Annotated in this window: 26 protein-coding genes and 1 pseudogene; all 27 read right to left on the reverse strand. The window is 34.2% G+C overall.

Translation table 11 applies throughout. The features are described 5' to 3' along the window. Window positions 1–218 precede the first annotated feature (218 nt). Complete coding sequence (gene mqnE / locus DMB91_RS05680) at window positions 219–1,286, reverse strand: aminofutalosine synthase MqnE (protein WP_034903497.1); 1,068 nt, start codon at window positions 1,284–1,286, stop codon at window positions 219–221. Window positions 1,287–1,410: 124 nt separating this feature from the next. Continuing rightward, window positions 1,411–1,800 carry a 30S ribosomal protein S9 gene (gene rpsI, locus DMB91_RS05685; RefSeq protein ID WP_034903493.1) on the reverse strand — a complete coding sequence of 130 codons (390 nt, stop codon included), beginning with the start codon at window positions 1,798–1,800 and terminating at the stop codon, window positions 1,411–1,413. Window positions 1,801–1,802: 2 nt separating this feature from the next. Beyond that, window positions 1,803–2,225, reverse strand: coding sequence for a 50S ribosomal protein L13 (gene rplM / locus DMB91_RS05690; protein WP_034903490.1), 423 nt, complete (start codon window positions 2,223–2,225; stop codon window positions 1,803–1,805). Window positions 2,226–2,341: 116 nt separating this feature from the next. Next, entirely contained in the window at window positions 2,342–5,080 is a 2,739-nt protein-coding gene (locus DMB91_RS05695) for a RecB-like helicase (RefSeq protein ID WP_034903487.1), read from the reverse strand. Beyond that, the gene (locus DMB91_RS05700) at window positions 5,077–7,458 is read right to left on the reverse strand and encodes a PD-(D/E)XK nuclease family protein (protein ID WP_034903484.1); all 2,382 of its coding nucleotides are present in this window, start codon (window positions 7,456–7,458) and stop codon (window positions 5,077–5,079) included. Before DMB91_RS05700 ends, DMB91_RS05695 begins: the two co-directional genes overlap by 4 nt. Further along, on the reverse strand, window positions 7,455–8,039 hold the full coding sequence (locus DMB91_RS05705; protein WP_034903481.1) for a FixH family protein: 585 nt from the start codon (window positions 8,037–8,039) through the stop codon (window positions 7,455–7,457). The genes DMB91_RS05700 and DMB91_RS05705 overlap by 4 nt, the downstream gene beginning before the upstream one ends. Further along, window positions 8,032–8,631 carry a hypothetical protein gene (locus DMB91_RS05710; RefSeq protein WP_034903479.1) on the reverse strand — a complete coding sequence of 200 codons (600 nt, stop codon included), beginning with the start codon at window positions 8,629–8,631 and terminating at the stop codon, window positions 8,032–8,034. Before DMB91_RS05710 ends, DMB91_RS05705 begins: the two co-directional genes overlap by 8 nt. Beyond that, the gene (locus tag DMB91_RS09115; protein WP_231549661.1) at window positions 8,631–8,732 is read right to left on the reverse strand and encodes a hypothetical protein; all 102 of its coding nucleotides are present in this window, start codon (window positions 8,730–8,732) and stop codon (window positions 8,631–8,633) included. The genes DMB91_RS05710 and DMB91_RS09115 overlap by 1 nt, the downstream gene beginning before the upstream one ends. Next, a complete protein-coding gene (locus tag DMB91_RS05715; protein ID WP_034903476.1) occupies window positions 8,729–8,947 on the reverse strand; it encodes a DUF4006 family protein in 219 nt (72 codons plus the stop codon). Before DMB91_RS05715 ends, DMB91_RS09115 begins: the two co-directional genes overlap by 4 nt. Then, window positions 8,947–9,828 carry a c-type cytochrome gene (locus tag DMB91_RS05720; RefSeq protein ID WP_034903472.1) on the reverse strand — a complete coding sequence of 294 codons (882 nt, stop codon included), beginning with the start codon at window positions 9,826–9,828 and terminating at the stop codon, window positions 8,947–8,949. The genes DMB91_RS05715 and DMB91_RS05720 overlap by 1 nt, the downstream gene beginning before the upstream one ends. Further along, on the reverse strand, window positions 9,828–10,058 hold the full coding sequence (locus DMB91_RS05725) for a cytochrome c oxidase, cbb3-type, CcoQ subunit (RefSeq protein WP_034903469.1): 231 nt from the start codon (window positions 10,056–10,058) through the stop codon (window positions 9,828–9,830). Before DMB91_RS05725 ends, DMB91_RS05720 begins: the two co-directional genes overlap by 1 nt. Before the next feature lie 6 nt (window positions 10,059–10,064). Then, window positions 10,065–10,730, reverse strand: coding sequence for a cytochrome-c oxidase, cbb3-type subunit II (gene ccoO, locus DMB91_RS05730; protein ID WP_034903466.1), 666 nt, complete (start codon window positions 10,728–10,730; stop codon window positions 10,065–10,067). A 9-nt stretch (window positions 10,731–10,739) separates the two neighbouring features. Then, window positions 10,740–12,206, reverse strand: coding sequence for a cytochrome-c oxidase, cbb3-type subunit I (gene ccoN / locus DMB91_RS05735; protein ID WP_034903464.1), 1,467 nt, complete (start codon window positions 12,204–12,206; stop codon window positions 10,740–10,742). Window positions 12,207–12,459: 253 nt separating this feature from the next. Next, entirely contained in the window at window positions 12,460–13,110 is a 651-nt protein-coding gene (locus DMB91_RS05740) for a sulfite exporter TauE/SafE family protein (RefSeq protein ID WP_034903462.1), read from the reverse strand. Beyond that, window positions 13,107–14,225 (reverse strand): glutamine-hydrolyzing carbamoyl-phosphate synthase small subunit, encoded by a 1,119-nt coding sequence (gene carA, locus DMB91_RS05745; RefSeq protein ID WP_034903459.1) that lies wholly within the window; start codon window positions 14,223–14,225, stop codon window positions 13,107–13,109. Before carA ends, DMB91_RS05740 begins: the two co-directional genes overlap by 4 nt. After that, entirely contained in the window at window positions 14,222–14,773 is a 552-nt protein-coding gene (locus tag DMB91_RS05750) for a DUF507 family protein (protein WP_034903456.1), read from the reverse strand. Before DMB91_RS05750 ends, carA begins: the two co-directional genes overlap by 4 nt. A gap of 196 nt (window positions 14,774–14,969) precedes the next feature. Then, entirely contained in the window at window positions 14,970–16,205 is a 1,236-nt protein-coding gene (locus tag DMB91_RS05755) for a c-type cytochrome (protein ID WP_034903453.1), read from the reverse strand. Beyond that, complete coding sequence (locus DMB91_RS05760) at window positions 16,202–17,476, reverse strand: cytochrome b (RefSeq protein WP_034903449.1); 1,275 nt, start codon at window positions 17,474–17,476, stop codon at window positions 16,202–16,204. Before DMB91_RS05760 ends, DMB91_RS05755 begins: the two co-directional genes overlap by 4 nt. A 1-nt stretch (window position 17,477) precedes the next feature. Continuing rightward, entirely contained in the window at window positions 17,478–17,981 is a 504-nt protein-coding gene (gene petA / locus DMB91_RS05765) for a ubiquinol-cytochrome c reductase iron-sulfur subunit (protein WP_034903446.1), read from the reverse strand. A 96-nt stretch (window positions 17,982–18,077) separates the two neighbouring features. Next, complete coding sequence (locus DMB91_RS05770; protein ID WP_034907072.1) at window positions 18,078–19,346, reverse strand: arsenic transporter; 1,269 nt, start codon at window positions 19,344–19,346, stop codon at window positions 18,078–18,080. 235 nt (window positions 19,347–19,581) lie between these two features. Further along, window positions 19,582–19,686: pseudogene (locus tag DMB91_RS05775) on the reverse strand (DUF2920 family protein); the annotation flags it as partial. Then, window positions 19,683–21,554, reverse strand: a complete 1,872-nt coding sequence (gene mnmG / locus DMB91_RS05780; RefSeq protein ID WP_034903442.1) for a tRNA uridine-5-carboxymethylaminomethyl(34) synthesis enzyme MnmG — start codon at window positions 21,552–21,554, stop codon at window positions 19,683–19,685. The pseudogene DMB91_RS05775 and the gene mnmG, both read right to left, overlap by 4 nt. Before the next feature lie 368 nt (window positions 21,555–21,922). Continuing rightward, window positions 21,923–22,162: a ComEA family DNA-binding protein gene (locus DMB91_RS05785; protein WP_034903439.1), complete on the reverse strand. Its 240-nt coding sequence runs from the start codon at window positions 22,160–22,162 to the stop codon at window positions 21,923–21,925. A 117-nt stretch (window positions 22,163–22,279) separates the two neighbouring features. Then, window positions 22,280–22,966 carry an orotidine-5'-phosphate decarboxylase gene (gene pyrF, locus DMB91_RS05790; protein ID WP_034903436.1) on the reverse strand — a complete coding sequence of 229 codons (687 nt, stop codon included), beginning with the start codon at window positions 22,964–22,966 and terminating at the stop codon, window positions 22,280–22,282. Next, the gene (gene nusB / locus DMB91_RS05795; RefSeq protein WP_034903434.1) at window positions 22,963–23,355 is read right to left on the reverse strand and encodes a transcription antitermination factor NusB; all 393 of its coding nucleotides are present in this window, start codon (window positions 23,353–23,355) and stop codon (window positions 22,963–22,965) included. The genes pyrF and nusB overlap by 4 nt, the downstream gene beginning before the upstream one ends. Window positions 23,356–23,578: 223 nt before the next feature. Beyond that, complete coding sequence (gene ribH, locus DMB91_RS05800) at window positions 23,579–24,043, reverse strand: 6,7-dimethyl-8-ribityllumazine synthase (RefSeq protein ID WP_034903431.1); 465 nt, start codon at window positions 24,041–24,043, stop codon at window positions 23,579–23,581. Between the two features lie 3 nt (window positions 24,044–24,046). Next, window positions 24,047–24,859, reverse strand: coding sequence for a 3-deoxy-8-phosphooctulonate synthase (kdsA, locus tag DMB91_RS05805; protein ID WP_034903428.1), 813 nt, complete (start codon window positions 24,857–24,859; stop codon window positions 24,047–24,049).

The following is a 24,859-nucleotide window of genomic DNA, read 5'->3' on the forward strand; positions in this document are numbered from 1 at the left end:
GATAAGTTCTAAGCCTATTTTATAAGAAAGAGTATTTTTAATTCTTTGTGAGGCTGTAAATTGGTGCATTTGTGTTTTTCTCCTTATTTGTAGTTTTTTTATATATTTTTAGTGACAAAGCAGTTGTTGGTTTTTAAATTGGTTTTTAAAAATGAAAGGGTATTATATCAAAAAAAAAAAAAAACGAAAGGAGCTTTTTGAAAAAAGTTTGGGAAATCTTAAGCATACACTTTAAGCTCATTATACAAGCTGTCTCTTTCAACTGGAATTAAATTTGAAGTTTTAATCAGTTCTATGAAGGTATCAAGCTTGGTTCCTCTTGCGCTTTTTGCCCCGCCTGCACTTTGTATGCTTTCTTTTTCTATGGTGCCATCTAAATCATTTGCCCCAAATTCTTGTGCAACCATAGCCAAATTTAAACCCATAGTCGCCCAATATGCTTTGATATTGTTGATATTATCAAGCACTATGCGAGCTATGGCTATGGTTTTAAGAATTTCTTCACTATCAAGTTGGTGCTTGACATCTAAAAAACTATTATCCTTTTGCCATACAAGAGGGATAAAAGCATTAAAGCCCTTTGTCTCATCTTGTAAGCGACGAAGTCTGAGCATATGATCGATCCTGTGGGCTTTTTGCTCTATATGTCCAAAAAGCATAGTGGCATTGCTTTGACGTCCTTTTTTGTGCCAAAGTTTATGAATTTTAAGCCAGTTTTCACTACTCACCTTGCCTTTGCAAATTTTAATACGCACTGTTTCATCAAAAATTTCAGCCCCACCTCCGGGCATAGAATCAACGCCGTATTCTATCATCTTTTCTATAGTATCTTCATACTCCAAACCAAAACGACGTTTTAAAAAGTCAATTTCTGCCGCTGTCATAGCTTTGACATGAAGCTGTGGGTATTTATCTTTAATCATCTTAAAAATTTCTAAATACCACTGCCAAGAGCAATCTTTGTTATGAGCTGAAACAATATGCACTTCTTTTGTGCCTCTTTGTATGGTTTCATCAACGATTTGCATAATCTCTTCATGACTCATAAAATAAGGATTTGGGTTTTTTCTATGAGCTGAAAAAGCACAGAATTTGCAAGTATCTGCACAGATATTAGTAGGATTGATATGACGATTGGCGTTAAAATATACCTTTTTACCATGCAAACTAAACCTTTTTTCATGAGCATATTTTGCAAGGGTAAAAAGATCTAAATCATAAAGCTTATAAGCAAGCTCATCATCAATACGTTCTTTGTTTTCAAGTTTTTTTAAAAGTGTAGTCATCATCAGCCTTGTCGTTTTTAAAATATAATATTATAGGCTTAAATTGCTAAAAAAAAGTTTAGAAATACAAATTATTTTGAGTTTATGCAAAAAAATCCTCGCTGCAATAGCGAGGAAAAATACATTAACGTTTAGAAAATTGCGGGCTCCTTCTTGCTTTTCTGCGTCCGTATTTTTTACGCTCAACGCTTCTGCTATCGCGAGTAAGCAAGCCTTTAGGTTTAAGTAAGGCTCTAAAATCAGCGTCCATAATCGCTAAAGCCCTTGAAATTCCATGTCTTAAAGCCTCTGCTTGAGCATTATAACCACCTCCAAGCGTGCTTGCCTTTATATCCATTAAAGCTTCTTGTTTGGTTACAAGTAGAGGTTGAACAACTTTAAGTTTAATCGCTTCGTGTCCTCCAAGCCAAGCATTAAGGTCCATTCCATTGACGAGGATTTTACCACTTCCGGGTTTTACCCAAACCTTAGCTACAGCGGTTTTTCTTTTACCTGTTGCGTATGAAATTTTCATTTTTATCCTTTTTTAGCAAGCTGTGCAGTGTGTGGATGTTCGCTTCCTGCATAGACTTTAAGTTTTTTAAGCATTTCTCTGCCAAGTGTTGTTTTAGGGAGCATTCCTCTTACAGCGAGCTTATAGAGTTTTACCGGATTTTTTTCAAGCAATTCTCCAAATTTTTCGCTCTTTGTGCTTCCAAAATAACCTGAATGTCTGTGATAAAGCTTATCTTCTGCTTTATTTGCTCCGGTAAAAGTCGCTTTTGAAGCATTGATGATTACCACAAAATCTCCACAATCAACATTTGGAGTATAATACGGCTTGTTTTTACCTCGAAGTAAAATTGCCACTTCGGTTAAAAGTCGTCCAAAGCGTTTGCCTTGAGCGTCTAAAACTATCCATTCACGTTTGATTTCGTTTGGCTTTTTTATCTTTGTCATTATTTACCTTTGCCAAAATTTTTAAAAGGAAATTATAGTTAATAAATCTTAATATAAACTTAATTTAAATAAATTTAAAGCTTTATTTTTGCATTTAATGTTGTTTAGCGAATTTTTTAAAGCTCTTCAAAATGTAGCGTATCTTCCAAACAATACGCGATAAAAGCTCTTGTTTGTTTTTTTGTAATTTGCTCTATAGCTTTTTTATACAGCCTTACTTGCTCGCAATGCTCTTCTTTATGGCTTTGCCCTGTTTTATAATCAATGATGGTTGCTTCTTTTTCATCAAGCAAAAGTAAATCAAGCTGCTTCAGTTCATTTTCAAAGTATATTTTTTGCTCTTTTAGCACCTTTTTATCTTTGATAAGGTTTTGAAAAAAATTATTAAAAATAAGCCTATATGCTCTTTGAAAAACTTCAGCCAAACGCTTTTGCTCAAGAAAATAAAAATACTCATTTCGAAGCTTTTTTTCTAAAATTTTATTTTCTTTTGGCTCTTTAAAGTTAAATTCTTGCAAAAAAGTATGAAAAGCCAAGCCAAAATAACTCTCTTCATTTTTCGCAAAATTTGTATTTGCAAGCTTTTGCAAAGGCACTTTTTCAAAGCGTTCGAGTTCATCTTTTGTTTTAAGGGTGCTTTTTTCTTCAGTTTTTAAATTGATGTCAAGCTCTCCTTGCTCAAAAGGCGTTAGATCAAGCATATTGAGATATGAAGGGTGATTCATATTAATAAATTCCTTTTGCCTTGTGATGATGATTAAACTTTCACAAGCCCTTGTAAAAGCGACATATAAGCTGTTAAGATCGTTTTCATAATCAAGCTTTTCTTTATTTGCTAAAAATTCCATAAATTCGTTTTCTTGAGTTTTGTCTCGAATACCATCTTTAAAATGCAGCTGCCAAGCCTTTTTAAGATCGTATTCAAGCATGATATTTGCCTCTAAAGCCTCTTTACTTAAAGAATCAATCAAAATCACATGCTTAAATTCCAAACCCTTAGACTTATGAACCGTCATCACACTCACGCCAAATCTTTGCTCGGGCAGGAGCTTTAGCTCACAAGGCTCAAACAAAAGCTCAAAAAAATTGACTTTATTTTTTGCGTATTCGAAAAACTGAATCAAAGCGATGTCATTAAGATCGAGTTTGAGCTTTTTTGCAAGGTATAAGGCATTTTCGAGGCTTGTTTTACTTAGATCAAGATGAAGTCTTTTAAAATCCGCATTTTCAAGCAAACTTTCAAGCTCAATTTTATAAAACTCATCGCCAAAAATGCAGTATTTTGCATAAGTTAAAAGTATATGCACGCTTGCTTTTTTCTCAAGAGCAATATTGCTTTGCGTAAAAGCCTTTATTTGATGATGTTTTAAAAAATCCACTATATCATCAGCGTCATTATTCTTCCAACATAAAATGCAAATTTCCTCTAAACTTATGTGCTTGCTTTGCAAAAACTTAATTTGTTCTAATATAGCCTCAAAGCATGCATTTTTAATCTCTTTTACATCCTTTTCCTTGCTTTGCACCACGCGAACAAAACCATTTTCCTTACTTGCGAGGCTTTTTTGCGTGATATAATTTTCTTTATAAAGCTTTTTAAAAGTAGCATTGACAAACTCAACGAGGAATTTTGCACTTCTGTAGTTTGTGTCAAGGTATTCTTTTTCAATCTGTTTAAAATCCTCAAGCAAAAGTTTAAAAAGCTCTTTTTTGGCATTTCTAAAGCGATAAATGCTCTGCTTGATATCGCCTACATAAAAAAAGCTTCTAAAATCCTTTACACCTTGTCCTGAGACAAGTTCAGCGATGAGTGGCTTTAAAATTTCATACTGAATCACGCTTGTATCTTGAAACTCATCGATCAACAAATGCGTGATTTGCCCATCAAGCCTAAAATAAATCAAATCCTTATCAATGCTTTGAGTAAGAAAATACGCCTTTCTTGCTGCATCAGTAAAGTTGAGCGTATTTTTATCTTTGATGATCTTATCTTTTGCTTGTTCAAAATACTTTAAAAGACTTGAAAGACGGGCTATTTTGAATTTTTCTAAAGCTTTGGCGTAGCCATTTAAAGCTTCAATCAATTCAGCTCTTTTTTGTAAAAATAGAGTATCAGTTTCTACGCTTTTAAAATAATTTTTCGTAAAATCGCAAATAAGAGGCTTCTCACAAAGTGCTTTAAAATCATCTCTTAAATTTTCGCTAAAGTTTTTTTGATAATTTGTATTTGTGCTTAAATTCAAAGCGTAAGTGCGAAGTGTGTCAAAAGCTCTTTTTACAGCTTCTTTTTCAGAGTGCGGAAAGGCTAAATTCTCACTTTGGAATTCACAAGAGTTTTGATATAAGTTTTCTAAATGTGAAAAAAAATGCCTTTTATCATCAGCTTCGATGATATAATACGCAAGGCTTTGCAAACTTTTGCTATCAAGTTCTTTAATAAATGTATCATATACATTTAAAACTTCATTACTCATCTTAAAATCGCTCATTAAGCCCAAATTTAAAGCAAAGCTACGGATAATTTTGATAAAAAAGCTATCAAAGGTTTGAATTTTAAGATTGCTTTGCAAAAACTCACTTTTTCGAGCATCTCTTAAACGCATAAGTTCAGCCTTGCTTTTGCCAAGCAACTCGCAAAGTGCATTAGTGGCTGGATTTTCATTTTCATCAAAATGTAAAAAGGTTTCAATCACCCTTTTTTTCATCTCATTGGCTGCTTTGTTGGTAAAGGTAAGGGCTAAAATTTCATTTAATTTTGCTCCTTTTAAGATCAAAGCCACAAAACGAATACTTAAAGCAAAGGTTTTGCCACTTCCAGCACTCGCCTCAAGGGCTAAAAAAGGCTTAAAATTCATTTCAAATCCTTTTCATAAAGAGCTGCATAAGGACAAAAATTTGTTTTTTTGTTTTCAAAACTTATGGGCTGATTGAGTTTGCTTAGATTAATAAGCTCATTTTCAAGCTCTTCAAGGCTTTTTGTTTTTTCACCCTCGGTAAAACTCATAGTTTTGCTCAAATCATAATACACAGCCTTTGCATCTTTTTTATAAGTCGCCTTAAAAAGAGCTTGATAAAAGGCAAGTTGATAGGAGTTATCAGGAACTTTTCCGCTTTTATAATCAATGATAAGAATCATATCTTTGCTTTCATCGATACGATCAATCTTGCCATTTATATCAATGCTAAGTCCTTTAAATTCATAATTTGCTCTTATATCTTTTTCTAGTTCTATAATACAAAAACCTTGTTTGAAATGCTCATTTTCATACTTTGCAAAGTGTTTAAATTGAATTTTTAAAAGTTCCTTATCAAGTCTTGAGATACAATTTGCCTTTTCATCAAGCAAATGCGTGAATTGTTCGTAGTCAAAATGCCTCGCATGAGCCTCATAATACTGCTCTAAAAGCTCGTGTATAAGCGTGCCTTTTTCAAAAGCGTTGCTTGTCAAACTCAAAGCTCTTGCTTCTTTAAGCTCAAGAATATATTTATAATAATAAGTCCTTTTTTGTTCTAAAAAAGTTTTCAAGCGAGTGAAAGATAAAGAGTTTTTAAAGATATTGTGCTTTAGAACAGGAGCTTTAATAGGCACAAGATCAATCTTTGCAGGCTCATAATCAAAGCTTAATGCCTTGATATAGGCTTTATTTGAATAAGTCCTGTCTAAAACTTGCCTTATATCAAGCTCATCAAGTAAGCGAGATGGAATTTTTTCTTCATTTTCAACATAACTTATAGCAACTTTTTCAGCATTCTTAATCAATCTTTCATAATAAAATCTTTGCAAATTCTCTCTTTTTTCATACGAAATAAGCCCGGCTCTTGCCCTTACTTCGTTATTTAAAAAGAGTTCATTCACGCTTCTTTTTGGAATCAAATCATCATTAAAATCCACGATAATCACACCCTTAAATTCAAGTCCTCTACTTTCTAAAAGCCCCATAACAGTAACTTCACCACCCCCAACACTACTAAGATTAAGTGAGTTGATTTTCATAAAAAAAAGCTCAAAAAGCTCTTTAAGCGTAAGTTTGTGATCTTTATTAAGTTGCTTTAAAAAGAGAAGTTCTTGCTTGATAAGGCTTTGAAGTTCTTCATTTTCTTCTTTTAAAAAATGCTGGATCAAATCATAAAAATACTGCCAAATCTCTTTTTTTTCAAACTGCTGTTTAAACTCTTTAAAACACTTTATTTCAAGGTATTTTAAAAGGCTATTGTGTAAGTCAAATTTGGTATCTTCATCTTCAAAATATAGCGAATTTTCATTATATACAAAACTTTCTTCATTTGCTGCGTCATACAAGGCTTTAAGTTTTTTGTAAAAAAAGCTTTGAATAAGAGAATTACCTTTGGCAAAATTAAGCATATTAAGCTTATCATAAGCTTTTAAAAGCTCACAAAAACTTTCATCAGGTGTGATGACAACAATCTCTTTTGGTTTTAATCCAGCTCTTAAAAAACTTGAAATTTTATCATACACAAAAGCAACTTGCAAGCTTGCAAGTTCAAAGTTTTTAAGCTCAACCTTAGGGTTTTTGCCAAAAAAAGCTTCTTCTTTTTGTATGCTTTTTTCATGAAGTGCAAGTTCATAATGATGATGAAGTTTAAGGCTGATATGAGAACATTCAAGCTTCATTAATAGCTCATTTAAAAAATCTTGATTAAACACACTTGTATCAAAGCACAAAACAAGTTTTGTCACCGTGCTGATTTGCTTTAAAATATCTTTTTCAAAGGCACTTAAAAAGCCTTGCAAATCAAAAACTATCTCATCAAAAGAATTTAAAAAATGTGTATTAAGCTCATAATTAAAACTTAAAGAAATTTCATCATAAAGCTCATTTTGTTTTAGACCTAAAAGATAGTTCTTAAGGATTTCATCTAAAATTTCTAAATGTTCGTTGTATTGTGCGTAATAATCGTTATTTTGCAAATCCAAAATACTCTTTTTTTCAAGGCTAAGTTCTTTAAAAAAAGAAAATAAATATTCGTGATTTTTTAAAAAGGCAAAAAAATTTTCATTGATATGAAGTTTTTGACTATTTTTACTTTGTTTGCACGATTTTTGCATTAAAAGCAAACGCTCATAATCACTTGCTCTTCTATAAGGGCTTAGAAGTATTTTATTTAAAAAATCCTGCACACTCATAGCCTCATCAAGCAAGGCGTTTTTCGTGCTTAAATTCTCATAATAGGCTCTAATTTTTCTTGAACTTGCAAAAACAAAAAGCTTCATTGTATTACTAGATTATAAGTATAAAAAGCAATTTGCGTGTCGTCTTTTTGAGCTTTAAGTTTGATTTGCCATCTACCTTTTTCTAAGTTTGGCAAGGCTATCTTTAAGCTATAAGTGTTAAAACTTTTTTTTAGCAAAGCTGTATCGCTATTTGCCAAGTTAAAAGACAAAATTTCAAGCTTTGTATCTTGTTTGTTTGTATGCGGGCGAGTAAGTAGGGCTTCAAAACTTATACCATAAGCACTTATATCTTCGTGCACCTCGCGAAGTAAAATTTCAAGTTCAGTCGTCGTGCTTTCAAGCTCATAAAACTCCCGCTTTTTTTTATCAAGTTGTGGCTTTAAATTCAAACTTAAGTGGTAGTTTTTTTCAAAATTAATTTGTTTTTGCTTGATATCGTTAATATTTCTATCAACACTTTGATATTTTTGCATAAAGCTATCATCTTCATACACTGGATAATCAAGCGAAAAAATGATAGTTGTCGCACAAGCAAGGATAATAGCAAGGATTGAAAGAAGTATGCCGTAGGGCCAAAATGTTTTTTTCTTTGTTTGCGAGTTTGATTTTATATCAGACATTATTGTTCCTTCGTTTTCGTGTTATTTTTCTTTGAAAATAAAATAAAAGTGCAAAGCAAATAAAGCCATAAATTCCGATTCTTAATATATTTAAAGTATCTTTATTGGCGTTTCCTATCGAATTTTCAAGTTTGAGATGAAAATAATTTGCGATTTGATCGCTTATGTCTGCGTAGCCATTTAGCAAGGCTGCATTATAAATATCTTTGCCTTTATTTGAAGTGAGTATGGGCAAAATAGAACCAGTGCCTGAATACGGACTTAAAACAGCTTCTTTATCAAAAAAGCTTAAACTTTCTTTACTGGCGATAATATCGACTTTGTGATCTCTTTTAGAAAGCATAAGAAGCACAAATGGTGCTGATAGTTCATTTGCCTTAGCCTCAAGGCTTTTAATATCGCTCGTATCGCCTACTGCAAGGGCAACAAAGATATTTGTTTTATCATAAAGCTCTTTACCTATAGCATTGATCTTGCTTGTAACTTGTTCATTTAAAATATTATTTTCGTTAAAAATGACACTTTCAATCGAAAAGGCTGAAGTAATAAAAAGAAAGGCGGCTAAAAAACCGCCTCTTAAAAAATATATCATCAGCCGATATTAAGATGATTTGTACTTAAAACTGCCCAAGCAGTAACAACAGCTGAAACAACTAAACCAATCACGATAAGGTATTCTAAAGTTTTAGTCATTTTCTGTCCTTTATAAGTATGTGTTCGCTTTTTTTAGAGCCAAATTCTTTGACTTGAGTTACATTTTCTAAACTATAAGGAGCTTGCATAACATTTTGCTGAGTTTTAACACCCCAAATGGTTAAACCCACTAAAATAGCGATCAATAAAACAGTAGCAATAAGCATTCCGCTAACCCCAGAAAGCGAAAATACGCAACGATTTGTGTTTTCCATTATCTACCCCTTGAAAGTGAAATGATATACTCGCCAACAGCTTCTTTTTGAATATCGTTTAAGATACTTGTATTAAAGCTCGGCATAGTGCCTATAGCACCGGCTTTACCTCTGTTTAAAACTTCAGCTACAAAAGCACTTGAGCCGTATTGTGTAAGATCAGCAGCCATTGCTTCGCCATCTATCTTACCTGTGCCGTCTAATTGATGACAAGCTACACAAGTTGCTTCGTAAAGTTCTTTACCTTTAGCAACTAAATTTTCATTTTTAGTTGTCTTAATCGCTGAAATTTCTTTAGCCACATAAGCAGCAATAGCAGGAATATCTTCCTTAGCTATGCCCAAACCTTCAGCTGGCGTCATTTCACCTAAAGGATAATTCATACCCTTTGAGCCTTTTTCGATCACATCCGCTAAAGCTTCTTCACTACCCCAAACATTTAAATTCGCCGCCTTGCCATTGATACCATCAGCGGTAATACCGTGGCATTGTGAGCATTGCACCAAGAAAAGATTTTGTCCCATAGCGATTTTTTCATCTTGACTGAGGCTTTTAAATTTTTCACTAAATTTGGCATTGTGAGCTTGCACTTCAGCATTATACTCGCCTATCCTTGAATACGATCCAAGAGGGTATCCCCATAAAAAATACCAAATCATCCAAACTATAATAAGGAAAAAAACAAGCATCCAACCAAAGGGAGCGTTATTTTTTTGTTCGCCTATACCGTCCCAATTGTATTCCATGAGCTCAACTTCGCCTTTTTGAGTCTTCATTTGAGCAAACATTCTACCCACTACTATAAAAGTAATGGCGATAATGAGTACCGCACCGATAAGCGATAATAAATTTACATTATCTCCTAAATTTAACCATTGCATTACGCACTCCTTTTTTCTTCAACAACAGCGTCATCTAGTCCATCTTTAAGGGCTAAGTCGGCGTATTTTTCGTAATTTCTTTCGCCTTTTTTTTCTACCCTATAAAGATGAATCCAATACGCATATAAAACAACCACCATAAAAACAACCAAAAAGAAGAAGCCGTAGCCTCGAAAACCTTCCCATTGTTCGTAGGTAATAGAGCTTAAAAATTCACTAATGCCTTGCATACCAGACTACTTTAAGCTGTTAAGATAAGCTATCAAAGCAACTATCTCTTTAATCTCGCCTCGTTCAAAGGCAGCTTTTACTTCAGGATTTTTCATCTGCTCGACTATAGCTGCAGCTTCAGCTTTTACCTCAGCTTGTGCTTCTTCATAAGTGCCAAGTTTAGTTTGTCCTTCTTGATCATAAGGCACATTAAAGACTTTTTTGCTTGTCAAAGCTGAAGCATAGGCTGTTTCTACATCAGCTGTCTTTTTAAACAAATGTTTGTATGCTGGCATTATAGAAGTTGGCACAACTGAAGTTGGTTCAAACATATGATTTTCATGCCAATCAGTAGTTCTATAATTACCCACTCTAGCTAAATCAGGTCCTGTTCTTTTTGAACCCCACAAAAATGGTCTATCATATGCAAATTCGCCACTTACTGAATACATGCCATAACGATCTGTTTCGCTTTTAAATGGACGAATAAGCTGTGAATGACAAGCATTACAGCTTTCATTGATATACACTTGTCTTCCAGCAAGTTGTAAAACACTATAAGGTTTTTTGCTATCAATCGGACGAGCATTATTTGCAAAATCTGGTAAAACCTCGATCACTCCTGCATAAGCAATAACTACAAAAACGGCTACTGCGAAAAAGAATGGATTTTTTTCTAAGAAACTAAACATCTTCTCTCCTTAAGCTGCCATAGGTGAAGCATTGGCAGGTTCTTTTTCAAGGGTTTTTCCTGCGACGATTGATTTGTAGATATTATAAGTAAACATGAAAAAGCCTACCAAATAAAGCAAACCACCGACCGCTCTAATCCAATAATAAGGGATAATTGCATCAACCGTATCGATGAAAGTATAAAGCAAGTTACCGTATTCATCAGTAGCTCTCCACATCATACCTTGAGTGATACCTGCTATCCACATAGAAGCAAAATAAAGCACTATACCGGTTGTTTGTATCCAAAACTGCATTTCCATTAAAGATTTACTATAAAGTTCTCTTTTGAAAACACGTGGAGTCATGTGATAAAGTGCTGCCATAGTCATAAAGCCAACCCAACCAAGTGTGCCATCATGCACATGTCCTGGTATCCAGTCAGTAAAGTGAGCAAGGGCATTGACTGATTTTATACTTAAAATAGGACCTTCAAGCGTAGAAAACATATAAAAAGTCGAAGCTAGGATCATAAATTTAATCAAAGGACTTTCTCTTAATTGCTCCCACTCACCCTTCATGGTAAGAAGTATGTTAATAGCTGAACCCCAGCTAGGCAAAATAAGCACTACAGAAAAAACAGAACCCATAGTTTGCATCCAATCAGGCACGGTTGAGTAGATAAGGTGGTGTCCGCCAGCCCACAAATACACAAACATCAAGCCCCAAAATGAAAACAAAGAAAGCTTATAAGAAAAAATAGGCTGTCCGCTTTCTTTTGGTAAGAAATAATAAATTTGAGCGATAATGCCAACAGTAAAAACAAAAGCCACAGCATTATGCCCATACCACCACTGCACCAAAGCATCATTTGTTCCAGCATACATAGAAATAGAATGCCACCAATTACCAAGCCCAGTTACAAAATAGGTAGGAACTGCCATATTATTGAAAAGATAAAGCATAGCAATGCCTAAAAAAGTCGCTATATAATACCAAAGCGAAATGTAAAGCGTTTTTTCACGGCGAATTCCAATCAGTCCAAATATGCTCACACCCCACAAAACCCAAACCAAAACAACAAGTATGTCAAGGGGCCATTCAAGCTCAGCATATTCTTTAGAAGTAGAAATTCCAGCAAAAAGCGTAATTACAGCAATAACCATTAAAAGCATATAGAGCCAAAAATGGAGCTTGCCAACAACCATTAAGAATTTTGACTCAGCCATACTTACCTTAAGAACTCTTTGCCCTATATAATACCATGTTGCCCAAATACCTGAAAGCATAAAGCCAAAAATCACGCCAGAGGTATGAAGGGGACGAAGCCTTGAAAAGGTGCCATATTCGCCTGCAAGATAGTTTAGGTTCGGATATGCCATTTGAAAGGCTATGAGCGTGCCTATCGCCATACCCACTATACCAAACAAAATGGTAGAGAACATAAAGTATCTTGCAACCGTATAATCATAGTTTAATGCATTACTCGGGTGCATTGTTACTCCTTAAAATTTGAAATGATATGGTATTATAGAATAAAAAATATATATTTTTTCTTAACTTTATGTTAATCAATGATTATCTTTTGAAAATTTTTAATTAATTTTAACAATTTATTTTAATTTTATATAATAAAGTATTTTAAAATAAGTATTTATATTAAATTTTTATATATATTTTTTGCAAATTAAATTCATTATTTTGAGTAAAAATGAAATATTTTATAAATTTTTATAAAAATTTTATTTACTAACGAGAAAATTTCAAGGCAAGATAAAGATAATACACCCCATAAATAATAATAATGCCATAAGCAAGATAAAGATAAATTTTTCCTAGCTTTTCATTTAAAAAGCGAGAAAAAAAGTTTAAGAACAGCAAAGCGGGCAAGGTGCAAAGTCCAAAAATAGCCATGATAAGAACTGAATAAAAAAGGCTTTTAGCACTCATGCTTAAAGCAAGATAAAAATACACCAAGCCACACGGCACAAAGCCATTTAAAAAGCCTAAAAACATGGCATTTTTATAGCCTCTGAAATGGAATTTTTTTAGTAGCTTTTCTCTTAAAAAATTAAAGATAAAATTACTTTCAAAAAAGGCAAGAAAATTTCCACGCACAAACATAGCTAAGCCAAGAAGCACCATAAAAACACCGAGCGCAAAAAAAAGCAAACTTTGAGAAAAACGACTTATCACATTACCAAAGCTCGAGAACACAAGTCCTAAAAAGATATAAGCAAGTATTCTAAAGATCTGGTAAGTCAAAGAAAGTAGCAAGGGGGATTTTTCTTTTGCATTCAGCCTTAAAAAAGCAAGATTTAACCCTGAACACATAGCATAGCAGTGAGAAAAGCTTGAAAGCAAGGCTACACTGATAAGAGCGATAAAATCTATACTCACATTAAATTCACAAATTCTTTAAAGATATATTTGCTCTCATGCGGACCACTTGAGCTTTCTGGGTGATGCTGGACTGAAATGATAGGAAATTCTTTATATCTTACGCCCTCTACATTATCTCCAAAAAGATTGCGGTGTGTGATGATAGCGACTTGACAAAGTTCTTCTGGGACATTGTAGTTGTGATTTTGTGCGGTGATTTCAACTTTTTTATCTTGCAAATTTAGCACAGGGTGGTTTGCTCCGTGTTGTCCAAATTTCATCTTATAAGTTTCATAACCAAAGGCATTGCTTAAAAGCTGGTGTCCTAGACAAATTCCTAGCATAGGCACCTTAGCTTTAGCAAGCTTTTTGATCTGCTCTATTTCTTGTTTTAAAATTTTAGGCTCACCTGGTCCATTGCTTAAAAATACCCCATTGATTTCTTTTTTTTCAAAAAGTAAGATAAGCTCTTCTGCCTTAACATTACAAGGAAAAACTTTAACTTCTAAGCCAACACTGACAAGTTCATTAAGTATATTTTTTTTCACACCATAGTCAATCACAGCCACTTTTTTACCAGCCTTTTGAGGCAATTCATAGCTTTGAGTGTGTGCAATCCAAGCTCCTTGTTCGTGCGTGTAAGCTTTTTTGGTGCTTACTAAGGCAACTAAGTTTTGCTCTTCTATGCGAGCGCTTTGCTCAAGCTTAGCTTTAAGCTCTTCTTTGTTTGAAAGTTCAGTTGAAATAATGGCTCTTAAGTTTCCCTCATCTCGTATAAGCTTAACCAAATAGCGAGTATCTAGTTCACAAATACCTATTTTACCATGCTTTTTAAGATAAGTGCTCAAACTTTCTTTGGCTCTAAAATTTGAAAAAGTTTCATTAAGCTCACGAATAATAATCCCGCTTGCAAAAACTTCTTTGCTTTCATTATCATCATCATTAGTGCCAACTATGCCAATTTCTGGCATAGAAAAAACGATAAATTGTCCTGCATAGCTTGGATCAGAAATTATTTCTTGATAGCCTGTTAAAGAAGTATTAAACACCAGCTCACCAAAAAAAGTCCCGCCAGCTCCAAAGGCTTTTGCTGTTAAAAAAATATCATTTTCAAGGTAAATATAAGCTTTCATAGCATACCTCTTTTTTTAAGCTCTTCTTGGTAGAGCTTATCAAAGACAAGCTCATACTCTTCAGAACCAGGTATAAGTTTTCTTTTATAATGGCTGATTTTTTCACTTACTTCATCTTCTATACTCTCATAATTTTTCAAATAATTTTCTATGCTTGAAAAGATAAGATTTTTTACGCGATTTTCAGAAACACTAAAATTAATAAAATCATTTTCTATAAAATCCTTCAAGATAAGATGAGCAAGGTTGTTATGCCTATCTTCATTGTTCAAAATCACGCCAAATTCGCTCGCAAGCTTTTTTTTAACAAGCCAAAACATATTTTTTCGATCAATTTGCATAAATTCCATCTCTTCTTCTTGCTCTTCTAAAAGCTCCTTTACACGCTCATCAAGCTTTTTTTCTTGCAATAAATCAGCTTCTAAAAGTATTTTTGCGTTATGATTGAGTTTGTCGATATTGTCTTTTAGCTCGACAAAGTTTGAATTTGAGATATCTAAGATGATTTTATTAGCTATATAAGGGATATGAGGCATTTTGATACGCATAAATTTTCCTTTTTGTGTTTTAATACGAAATTATAAACTAAAATAAATAAAGAAGAATTAAAATAAAGTAAAAATCGAGCAGAAATTTAATAGCTAGCCTATCATCGAAAAAGATAAAGAAGAGATAAGATAGTAAAAAAGAAATTTTAATTATATTATATGATTTCAAGTCACTAAAAAGTGACTTGAAATAAGTTTAGTGTAGATTTTTCCACACTTTGTGTTTGAAAAGCACAGCAAAGACACTTAAGATCACAAAGAAAATCATAATATAAATTCCTAAGCTTTCTCGCTCTCCTTTTTTGCTATCACCTACTTTTTCAAGGTAAGAAACAACTTGAGCTTGTGTGGCTTCATTTAGTCCAACTCTTGGCATAGCAGTGCCGGGTAAGAGTTTTTGTGTATTGTTGATGAAGTCATGTAAATACTCACCGCCTCTTGATCGTATCATCATAGAAAGATCAGGTGGGATAGAACCTAAATAGCCTTTTAAATCATCTTTTTTTGATGGGCTAGTAAAGCTATCATAACGTATGTCATGGCATCTTCCACAACTTTCTATAAAAATATTTTTATCCTTAGCGAAGCTAAGTTCTTTAGTGATTAGAGCGGGTTTTTCACTTTCTGTTAAATCTTCAAGCTTGGCGTATTTTGCGTTGATTTCCTCACTTGCTTTAGCTTCAAATTCAGTTTGGTATTGTTTGGCTATATCTTTAAGATAAGCGATCAAATCAGCAATATTTGCGTTTATTACCTCTGCTCGTTCTCCTGTAGTTTCAGCATTATATGCTGTCATGATGAAAGCCCCATCTGGGAATTTATGATCGACTTTTAAAGCAAGAGCTGGATTTAAGATCAAAGCGGCTAAAAACTTCTCATCATAAATAGCTCCAGCTGAACTTAGATCAGGTGGGATTACACCTAAAGTTGAATCCGTGATCGCTCCTTCAATTCCTGCAGTTTTAAGTCCATGACATGCAATGCAGTTTGACATAAACATTTCCGCACCTTTACTTGCATCCCCTTTTGCAAAGTCTATCTTTGCAACTTCGCCCCATAAGGCTTTATTTTGTTCTAGGTTTTGCTTTGCTTTATCAACAGCTTTTAGAGCTGAATTTTGCTTATCATAAGCTGTTTTAAGTGTAAGAAGTGAGCTTTCATTTTTATCAAGCACAAGCTTGGCTTGAAGTTCTTCAAAAGAAAGGTTTAAGTTCAAGTCTTCCTTTGTTTTTTCAAGTTCGCTTTGAGCATTTTTTAAGTCTGCTTCTTTTTGAGCTAAAACAAGTTCAGCAAAGCTGATATCTTCTTGCTCGAAATTAAAATTTGCCGGCGTTGTGTGAGGTTTTAAAACAGAGTGTGCGTAAGGCTCAACTCCCCAATACACAAGAGCTGTAAAACACGCTACAACTAAAAAGATTTTAAATTCTCTCATTTTGCACCACCTTGTTCAAATTCTTTTTGCTCAGCTTTTGTGATGAGTGGCAAGATCACTAAAAGCAACAGTAAAAATACTATAGAAGAAACAAAGCCAACCCAAGCATTTACGCCTGTTGGAGGCAGTTTGCCATACACAGTTAAAACGATAAGATCAAGTAAAAGTACCCAAAACCAAATGAAGAATTTACCTCTTGCATGAGCTGGTTTTACAACCTCACTTCGATCAAGCCAAGGTAAGAGGAAAAAGATGATTTGAGCGATACCAAAAGCAGTCAAACCTATATCAAAGGCTGGGATTTTTACAAAGCCAAGATTAATATCAAAGAAAAAACCTCTTAAAACTTCATAGCTCCACAAAAAATACCATTCTGGATAAATATGAGCCGGCGTTTTTAAAGAATCGGCTGGATCAAAGTTAATAGGATCCATTGCAAAGCTAAATTTAAAGCTTACAAGATAGAAAAAGAAAATCATAAATAAACTTATATACATAAAGTCCTTGCTTAAAAAGGCTGGCCAAAAAGGAATGACTTTTGAGCCCTTGGTATCGCCATTTTTATATTTTTCAGCTTCTATATCAAAGTCAAGTTCCTCTGCGATTTCGTTATTGACATGTGGGATTCTTAAAGAATAAAAGTGAAACACAATAATCATAATAATAACGATAGGAAGTAAGCATACATGAAGCATAAAAAAGCGAGTTAGGGTTGGATCACTTACCGCATAATCCCCTCTAATCCAAACAACTAAGGCATCGCCTATAAAAGGCACTCCACCGAAAAGATTGGTGATAACCTGAGCTGCCCAGTAACTCATCTGCCCCCAAGGAAGCATATAACCACTAAAGGCTTCAGCTGAAAACACCACAAATAAAAGCATACCGCTTAGCCAAATCATCTCCCTGCCTCTTTTATAAGAACCATAATAAATTCCTGTAAGCATGTGTATATAGATGATTAAAAAGATCACAGAAGCAGCAACGCCGTGCATATGACGCCAAAGCCAGCCGTATTCAACCTCTTGCATGATAGTTTTATTCACGCTATCAAAGGCTAAAGCCGTGTCTGGTTTATAATACATTACCAAAAGCAAGCCAGTTACAAAGAGTATAGTAAAAAGCACGGTTAAAATCACGCCCATAGCCCAAAGAAAGTTAATTTGCTTTGGTATCCAATACTCTATCATTAAGACATTCATCAATTTTTTTACAGCCAAACGTTGATCAAGCCAATCAACAAAACCTTCAGCTTTTCTAATATGAGCCATCTTAAACCTCCGCTATCATTTTTTGATATTCAGGACCTTCTTCGCCCAAAACAAGCTTAGTCCCGTCTATTTTAAAAGGAGGTATGTCAAGTGGTCTTGGCGGTGGTCCAAAGACATTTTTACCGCTCACATCAAACTCACCACCATGACAGGCACACTTAAACAAGCCCTCACTTGGTGCAAAAGCCGGAATGCAGCCTAAATGCGTGCAAAGTCCTATCACAACGGTATAAGCAGCATTATCTACGATCACATCTCTTTTTTCATCTTTTGCCATATTTGCATCTTTTTTGAGAATGAAGATAGGTTTTTTACGCCATTCTATCGTTCTTAACTCCCCTTCTTGCATAGGTGAAAGATCCACCGTTGTAAAGCCAGCTGCACGGACGCTTGGTAAGGGATCCCAAGTCTTTTTCATCGCTACAAGGCTAAAAGCCCCACCTACAGCAGCTACAGCACCAAAGCTCAAACCTATAAAGCTTCGCCTACTTTCTGAAGTAGCCATGTTTTTTTCCTTTCTTTGTGTTATCTAAAAAATTTACAATACTTATAAGTGTAGCGAAAATTAAATAAATTTTTTCTTTGTTTATTGGTTTTTATATCAATATGTAAAAACAAGGACTAAAAGAGCACAAGCAAGCACAGGTAGAGTAATTAAAAAACCAAATTTGCAATATTGCCAAAAAGAAATATCAATGCCTTTTTTGGCTAAAACCCCAAGCCAAAGCAAAGTGGCTAAAGATCCTATAGGAGTAAGTTTTGGACCTATATTAACTCCTAAAATATGGGCATAAACCATATTTAAAGGAAAATCTTTTAAAGCCAAATCGCCAATTAAAGTCATGGGTAAATTATTAAAAATCGAAGAAAAAAAGGCTGAAACAAAGCCTGTTCCAAAAATAGCACTGAATTTATTTTGAGCTAAAATATAATACAGCGAATTTAAAATACCACTCGCTCCCATTTTATGTAAAGAAAATACAACCATGTAAAGCCCAAAACTAAAAATAAGTACGCCCCAAGGAGCGTTTTTAATAGCCCCAAAAGCTTTTTTACCCTTAATAAAAAAAGTGAAAACCCAAAAAATAAAGGCTCCGCTTAAAGCAAAAACACTTATTCTTAAATCATAAAATTCACCCAGAAAAAAACTAGTGACAAAAAATATTAAAAAAACCAAACAAAAAACAAAAAGTTTATTAGAGAATTCATATTCTCTAATAATTTCAAATTCAAGCTCTCTAGGAAGTGTTTTTTTGAAAATAACAAACACCATAAAAAGGGTAGAAAAAAGCACAGCTAAATTAGGTAAAAACATAATTTTAGAAAATTGTAAAAAATCAAGTTTAAAATAATTAGCTGTGATGATATTGGTTAAATTTGAAATAACTAAAGCATTTGAAGCAGCATCGCACAAAAAAGAAGCACTGAGTAAAAATGCACCTAAAATCAAAGCTTGCTTAGGATTTTGTAATCTTGAAAAAAGAGCTATGATAATAGGGGTAATGATTAAAATCGCTCCATCATTAGCAAAAAATGCAGAAAGAAAAAAGATAAAAATAAGCAAAAAAATCATGAGTTTTTTGGTATTTATCCTGTAAGAATTTTGAATTTTCGAAAAATATAAAATTTTTTTAGCAATAAAATCAAAAAACCCCAAAAGTTCTAAACTAAAAGAAAGTATAATAAGTCCTACAAGTGTTAAAGAGCTATCCCAAACCAAACTTAGAACAAAATAAGCATCATCTAAATTGACAAGTTTTAAAGCAAAAACAAAAAAAGCTCCCAAAGTAGAAATCACCCACAAGGGCAAATTCCAAGGACGCCAAAAAAGCAAAAATAAAGTCGCTAAAAAAACCCATAAAGCAAGCATTTAAGTTTTTTCCTTTCTTTGTGTTATCTAAAAAATTTACAATACTTATAAGTGTAACGAAAGTTAAATAATTTTTTTCTTTTTCTTAAGGGTGGGGTGGGGCTGTAGATAAGTGTGTCATTTTGAAAAGAAATTTCTTGTTTTGCCTTGATTAGATTTGTTTTTTCGTGAAGTCACACAAGCATTCAACCAAGCTCTTTTTGGATGAGTGTTTTTAAAGACATAGCTTTGTCTGCTTTTCATCATCAAAACACACTTTACATTCAAGCTTATTTTCTCTTTTTATATCAAGCTCTATATCATCACAACTTTGTATCTCATAATGCTTTGTAAGAATCATTTCCCAGCTTTTTTGCTTCTCATCTTAAGATAAATTTGCAAAATATCAATGGCTGCTGGAGTGATACCGCTGATCTGCGAGGCGGCAAATAGTGTTGGTGGAGCAAATTTTACAAGCTTTTCAACTACTTCATTACTTAGCCCACTAATGCCTTTAAAATCAAAATCGCTTGGAATTTCAAGCTCATATAAGTTTTTCATCTTTTGAATTTGATCTTTTTGCATGCTGATATAGTGATAATACTTTGCCTCGCTTAAAATTTCATTTAAAGAATACTCATCCATTTGCTCAAAAATTGAGCCAAGTTTTTTAAGCTTTTCTTTATTGAAGCTAGAACGAGCCACTATCTTTTGCAAAGAGATGATGGAGCTTATCTTTTCTTCATTTATACTGGCTAAAAACTCATTGTTTTGAGTGTTTGGCGTCCATTCATTTTCGAGTAGATAGTTTAAGCCTTTGTTTAGATTTGACTTGATATTTTGAGTGAAATTAAAATCTATCTCATTTAAAAGCTTAAAATTATAACCATAATGAGCAAGCCTAAGAATAGCATTTTCCTCGCGTAAAAGCAAGCGGTATTCAGCCCTTGAAGTAAACATTCTATAAGGTTCTTTTGTGCCTTTAGTAACTAAATCATCTATCATCACGCCTATATAGCCCTCATCTCGCCTTAACACAAAGGCTTCTTTTTCTTCAAGGGCTAAAACAGCATTAATCCCAGCCATAAAACCTTGAGCTGCTGCTTCTTCATAACCTGTAGTGCCATTAATCTGTCCTGCTAGATAAAGCCCTTTTATGCTCTTTGTTTCAAGGCTGTGTTTAAGCTGGGTTGGCTCTGCGTAATCATACTCTATAGCATAACCAAAACGCGTTATTTTAGCATTTTCAAAGCCTTGTATGCTTTGAAGCATAGCTACTTGCACCTCATAAGGTAAGGAGGTTGAAAAGCCGTTAATATAGTATTCTGTAGCTTCTTTGGTTTGTGGCTCGATGAAAAGATGATGACTTGTTTTATCAGCAAAGCGGTTGATCTTATCCTCAATAGAAGGACAATACCTAGGACCCACGCCCTCAATCTGTCCTGTGAAAAGCGGTGCTTTATCAAAATTTGAACGTATAATGCTATGTGTTTGCTCGTTCGTGCGGGCTATAAAGCAAGGAAGCTGGATTGGGGCAAAGTTTTTGGTGCGAAAGCTAAAAGGCTTTGGTTTTTCATCGCCGTGCTGAATTTCAAGCTTTGAAAAATCAATACTTGAAGCTGCCACCCTAGGACAAGTGCCTGTTTTTAACCTACCAAGAGTAAGTCCTAAATTTTTTAAAGAGCTAGAAAGCTTATAAGAAGGCATTTCTCCAACCCTGCCAGCTTCTATTTTTTGCGTGCCAACATGGATAAGCCCACTTAAAAAAGTCCCTGTAGTGATGATGAGCTTTGAAGTAAAATATATATTGTGTAGATTTGTCTTTATACCTTTAATCTCGCCGTTTTGGCTTAGAATTTCTAGGGCTTGTTCTTGAGAAATTTGTAAATTTTTTAAGGCAAAAAGTTTGTTGCGAGCAATGATTTTATAACGATCCATATCAATTTGAGCACGTGATCCTCTTACAGCTACGCCCTTGCTTTCATTAAGAATACGAAACTGAATACCAGCTTCATCAGTAATTTCACCCATAAGCCCACCCATAGCATCAAGCTCTTTGACTAAATGCCCCTTAGCAAGTCCACCAACAGCTGGATTGCAACTTGCTGCACCGATTTGTTCTATAAGCGTGGTTAAAAGTAAGGTTTTTTTACCCATTCTAGCTGCAGCCCCACTTGCTTCAATGCCTGCGTGTCCTCCGCCTATAACAATAATGTCAAAAGTATGCAAAATTTTTCCTTTTAAAATGCAAAATTTAGAATATATGCTATGTGTTTATTTTAAACTATTTTCCGTATTTTGTTTTTATTTTTTAGTTTTTTAAAGCACCCAGCCTACAAGTTCTTAAAGGTGCTGTTTATGTTTGAATTATGCTTAATAAGCACTCAAACGAAAGAAATTGTAGCTGATTTTACTTTTAAAAGTTCTTAATGTGTGTGAAAACAAGTGGCAAAGTATAAATTAAATATAGAAAGCAAAGGGTAAGAAACTCGTGTTGGAAAAACATTCAGCTTTTACCACAGGAGAAGCAAATAGTAAAACACTTTCAAAATATTTATATCTGCAAGAGCTATTTTAAAAACAGCTCTCATAAATGCTTAATGCACTGAAATTTGATCTTTAATTTGCTCAAAAACCTTGTCGCCTATACCTTTAACTTTTTTTAGCTCTTCGACAGAAGTGAAGTTTTGATCTGCCCTATACTCAAGTATAGCTTTAGCCCTTGTCTCACCTATACCCTTAAGAGTTTTTAACTCTTCTAAGCTTGCTGTATTAATATTTACAGCTGCACACAAAAAGCCTACAAAGGCAAACAAGAAAAATAGAATTTTCTTCATCTTCGCTCCTTCAAAATCTTGATAATTAAAAATATTATTTCATAAACTTACTTAAAAAGAAGTGTGAAAATGAAAATGAGTTAAATTTATGTAAAAAACTTACCAAAGGTTACATTTTTAAGCTTGATTTATCACAGCAAGAATTTTTTCACATACTTTTCTTGGTTCTTTGTCTTTATAAATAGGACGTCCAACGACTATAAAATCAGCCTTTGCTTCTTTTGCAAATTCAAGATCAGCCACTCTTTTTTGATCATCGCTTGCTTCTTTAAAAGGACGAATGCCCGGCGTTAGGGTAAGAAAATTTTCATTGGTATGCTCTTTAATCATCTTACTTTCAAGAGCCGAACACACCATACCATCAAGTCCAGCTTCATATGCAAGCTTTGAAAAGCTAACAACTGCTTGATTAATATCTTGCTTATAAATTTGCTTAAAGCTTTGTTCATCAAAGCTTGTAAGAGCTGATACGCCTAGCACAAAAGGACGCTTTGGTTGAGCACTTAAAGCATTCATACACTCACTTAATGCTGTTTTTCCAGCACTTGCATGTAAATTTATCATATCAACACCTAAATTTGCAAGCTCTTTAGAAGCTTGACTCATGGTATTTGGTATATCATAGAGCTTTAAGTCTAAAAAAAGCCTAAAATCAAGCTTTTTAAGCTCCTCAAGCAAAGCCCTGCCGTCTCTATAAAAGCTTCTCATACCTACTTTCAGCCATAGATCAAGTCCTTGTAGCTCTTTGGCTAATTTTACACACTCATTAAAATTTGCAACATCAAGCGCTACGCAAAGTTTCATTTTTTTGCCTTTATAATCGTATCAAGCACGGCATTAATGAGCTTTGAGGAGTTTTCATTACCAAGTTCTTTGCCTAACTCTATGGCTTCATTAATGATAATAGCTTTATCTGTATCGCTAAAAAGCAGTTCATACACGCTTAAACGAAGTATGGCAAGTTCTACTTTACTAAGGCGATTAAATTCTTTAAGATTGGCTTGTAAATTCATATCTAAAGCACTTAAATTCGCTTTTACGCCATCATATAAAGTCAGAGCGAAGGTTTTTTGCTCATTACGAATCTTTTGTTGCTCTAAAAATTCCTGAATAAAGGCTTGATTTTCTCCGCTTAAATCGCTTGCGTAAAGTAGCGAAACCACGCTTTTTCGTGCTTGATGACGCGTTGCCATTGCTATCCTTATTTTAAAATAAAGCCTAATTGTAGCTCATCTTAGCTTTAAAAACTCTTGAAAAAAGGCAAGTTATGATTAAAGAAACGGATTATTCATAATCTAAAAAAATCAGCATAGAAGCCGTTATTAAAAAACGAAGCTATCAAGCTAAAACAAGCATCCATATTTTAAAATGCTCAAAATCAAGACTTTAAAACACAGGAAAAAGCACGAATGCAAGTTAAAAATTGTGTTTTAAATTTAAAATTTCAATCAGGGTCGTCATCGCCTCAAAGCCTTTATTTCCAGCTTTTGATCCGGCTCGTTCTATGGCTTGTTCTATGGTATCAGTTGTTAAAACACCAAAACTTACAGGCACACTGTATTTTAAACTCACATTAGCTATGCCCTTAGTCGTTTCAGCTGAAACATAGTCAAAATGAGGCGTTGAGCCACGAATAACCGCTCCAACACAAGCTATAGCGTCATACTTTTTGCTTTCAATCGCCATTTTAAGCACAAATGGGATTTCAAAAGCTCCGGGCACAAGTATGAGGCTAAGATTTTCTTCCTTGCCCCCATGTCTTAAAAAAGCGTCCTTTGCTCCCTCAACCAAACGATCGGTGATGATATGATTAAACCTTGCATTAATGATAGCGATTTTTTCTTTACCATTTAGGGCAAGTTTTCCTTCTAAAATATTCATTTTTTATCCTTTAGTAATGATTTCATTAATCTCTAAAAGTTTCTTTACACAAGCTTTTAGCCTCGCAGGCGTAAGTTGATTGTCTCCGTCGCATAAAGCTTCACAAGGATTGATATGTGTTTCAAAGAAAAAGCCATCAACGCCAACCGCAGCTGCAGCTCTTGCTAGAGGCTCTATAAATTCGCTTTTTCCACTGCTTTTTCCTCCGCCAAGTCCGGGCATTTGCACGCTGTGTGTGGCATCAAAAACTACTGGAGCAAATTCACGCATAATAACTAAGCTTCTCATATCCACGACTAAATTCCCATAGCCAAAGCTTGAGCCTCGCTCTGCTACAAAAACCCCATTTTTCAAGGCTGCTTCATAGCCTTCATTTGTTTCGCCTCTGGTTTGAAGCACTTTTTTTACGCTGTATTTAATGTCATTTGGACTTAAAAACTGCCCTTTTTTGATATTTACTTTTGCTCTTGTTTTTGCAGCCGCAACAAGCAAGTCAGTTTGTCTACACAAAAAGGCTGGAATTTGAAGCACATCTACTACTTCAGCTACAGGCTTTGCTTGATTGCTTTCATGGATATCAGTAAGGATTTTCATACCAAACTTAGCCTTTACAGCCTCTAAAATACGCAAGCCCTCCTCAAGTCCTACTCCTCTAAAGCTTTCTATACTGGTGCGATTTGCCTTATCAAAGCTTGATTTAAAATAAAAATCTATCCTTTCATCATTTGCTAAGTCCTTTAAAGCCTCAGCCACGCTAAAAACAAGCTCTTTACTTTCTATCGCACAAGGACCAGCTATAAGTATCATCTTTTGCAT

This window comes from Campylobacter sp. MIT 97-5078 (assembly GCF_006864455.1).
In the GTDB taxonomy this organism is placed as follows: domain Bacteria; phylum Campylobacterota; class Campylobacteria; order Campylobacterales; family Campylobacteraceae; genus Campylobacter_D.

Coding starts and splice junctions, on each gene's coding strand:
- petA (WP_034903446.1), bottom strand. CDS start 17,981: ATGGCTACTTCAGAAAGTAGGCGAAGCTTTATAGGTTTGAGCTTTGGT.
- ccoN (WP_034903464.1), bottom strand. CDS start 12,206: ATGCACCCGAGTAATGCATTAAACTATGATTATACGGTTGCAAGATAC.
- DMB91_RS05760 (WP_034903449.1), bottom strand. CDS start 17,476: ATGGCTCATATTAGAAAAGCTGAAGGTTTTGTTGATTGGCTTGATCAA.
- DMB91_RS09115 (WP_231549661.1), bottom strand. CDS start 8,732: ATGACTAAAACTTTAGAATACCTTATCGTGATTGGTTTAGTTGTTTCA.
- pyrF (WP_034903436.1), bottom strand. CDS start 22,966: ATGAAACTTTGCGTAGCGCTTGATGTTGCAAATTTTAATGAGTGTGTA.
- carA (WP_034903459.1), bottom strand. CDS start 14,225: ATGAAAGCTTATATTTACCTTGAAAATGATATTTTTTTAACAGCAAAA.
- rplM (WP_034903490.1), bottom strand. CDS start 2,225: ATGACAAAGATAAAAAAGCCAAACGAAATCAAACGTGAATGGATAGTT.
- DMB91_RS05755 (WP_034903453.1), bottom strand. CDS start 16,205: ATGAGAGAATTTAAAATCTTTTTAGTTGTAGCGTGTTTTACAGCTCTT.
- ccoO (WP_034903466.1), bottom strand. CDS start 10,730: ATGTTTAGTTTCTTAGAAAAAAATCCATTCTTTTTCGCAGTAGCCGTT.
- DMB91_RS05700 (WP_034903484.1), bottom strand. CDS start 7,458: ATGAAGCTTTTTGTTTTTGCAAGTTCAAGAAAAATTAGAGCCTATTAT.
- rpsI (WP_034903493.1), bottom strand. CDS start 1,800: ATGAAAATTTCATACGCAACAGGTAAAAGAAAAACCGCTGTAGCTAAG.
- DMB91_RS05725 (WP_034903469.1), bottom strand. CDS start 10,058: ATGCAAGGCATTAGTGAATTTTTAAGCTCTATTACCTACGAACAATGG.
- DMB91_RS05710 (WP_034903479.1), bottom strand. CDS start 8,631: ATGATATATTTTTTAAGAGGCGGTTTTTTAGCCGCCTTTCTTTTTATT.
- nusB (WP_034903434.1), bottom strand. CDS start 23,355: ATGGCAACGCGTCATCAAGCACGAAAAAGCGTGGTTTCGCTACTTTAC.
- DMB91_RS05785 (WP_034903439.1), bottom strand. CDS start 22,162: ATGAAGAAAATTCTATTTTTCTTGTTTGCCTTTGTAGGCTTTTTGTGT.
- mqnE (WP_034903497.1), bottom strand. CDS start 1,286: ATGACTACACTTTTAAAAAAACTTGAAAACAAAGAACGTATTGATGAT.
- DMB91_RS05720 (WP_034903472.1), bottom strand. CDS start 9,828: ATGCAATGGTTAAATTTAGGAGATAATGTAAATTTATTATCGCTTATC.
- kdsA (WP_034903428.1), bottom strand. CDS start 24,859: ATGCAAAAGATGATACTTATAGCTGGTCCTTGTGCGATAGAAAGTAAA.
- DMB91_RS05715 (WP_034903476.1), bottom strand. CDS start 8,947: ATGGAAAACACAAATCGTTGCGTATTTTCGCTTTCTGGGGTTAGCGGA.
- DMB91_RS05705 (WP_034903481.1), bottom strand. CDS start 8,039: ATGTCTGATATAAAATCAAACTCGCAAACAAAGAAAAAAACATTTTGG.
- DMB91_RS05770 (WP_034907072.1), bottom strand. CDS start 19,346: ATGCTTGCTTTATGGGTTTTTTTAGCGACTTTATTTTTGCTTTTTTGG.
- ribH (WP_034903431.1), bottom strand. CDS start 24,043: ATGAATATTTTAGAAGGAAAACTTGCCCTAAATGGTAAAGAAAAAATC.
- DMB91_RS05695 (WP_034903487.1), bottom strand. CDS start 5,080: ATGAATTTTAAGCCTTTTTTAGCCCTTGAGGCGAGTGCTGGAAGTGGC.
- DMB91_RS05750 (WP_034903456.1), bottom strand. CDS start 14,773: ATGCGTATCAAAATGCCTCATATCCCTTATATAGCTAATAAAATCATC.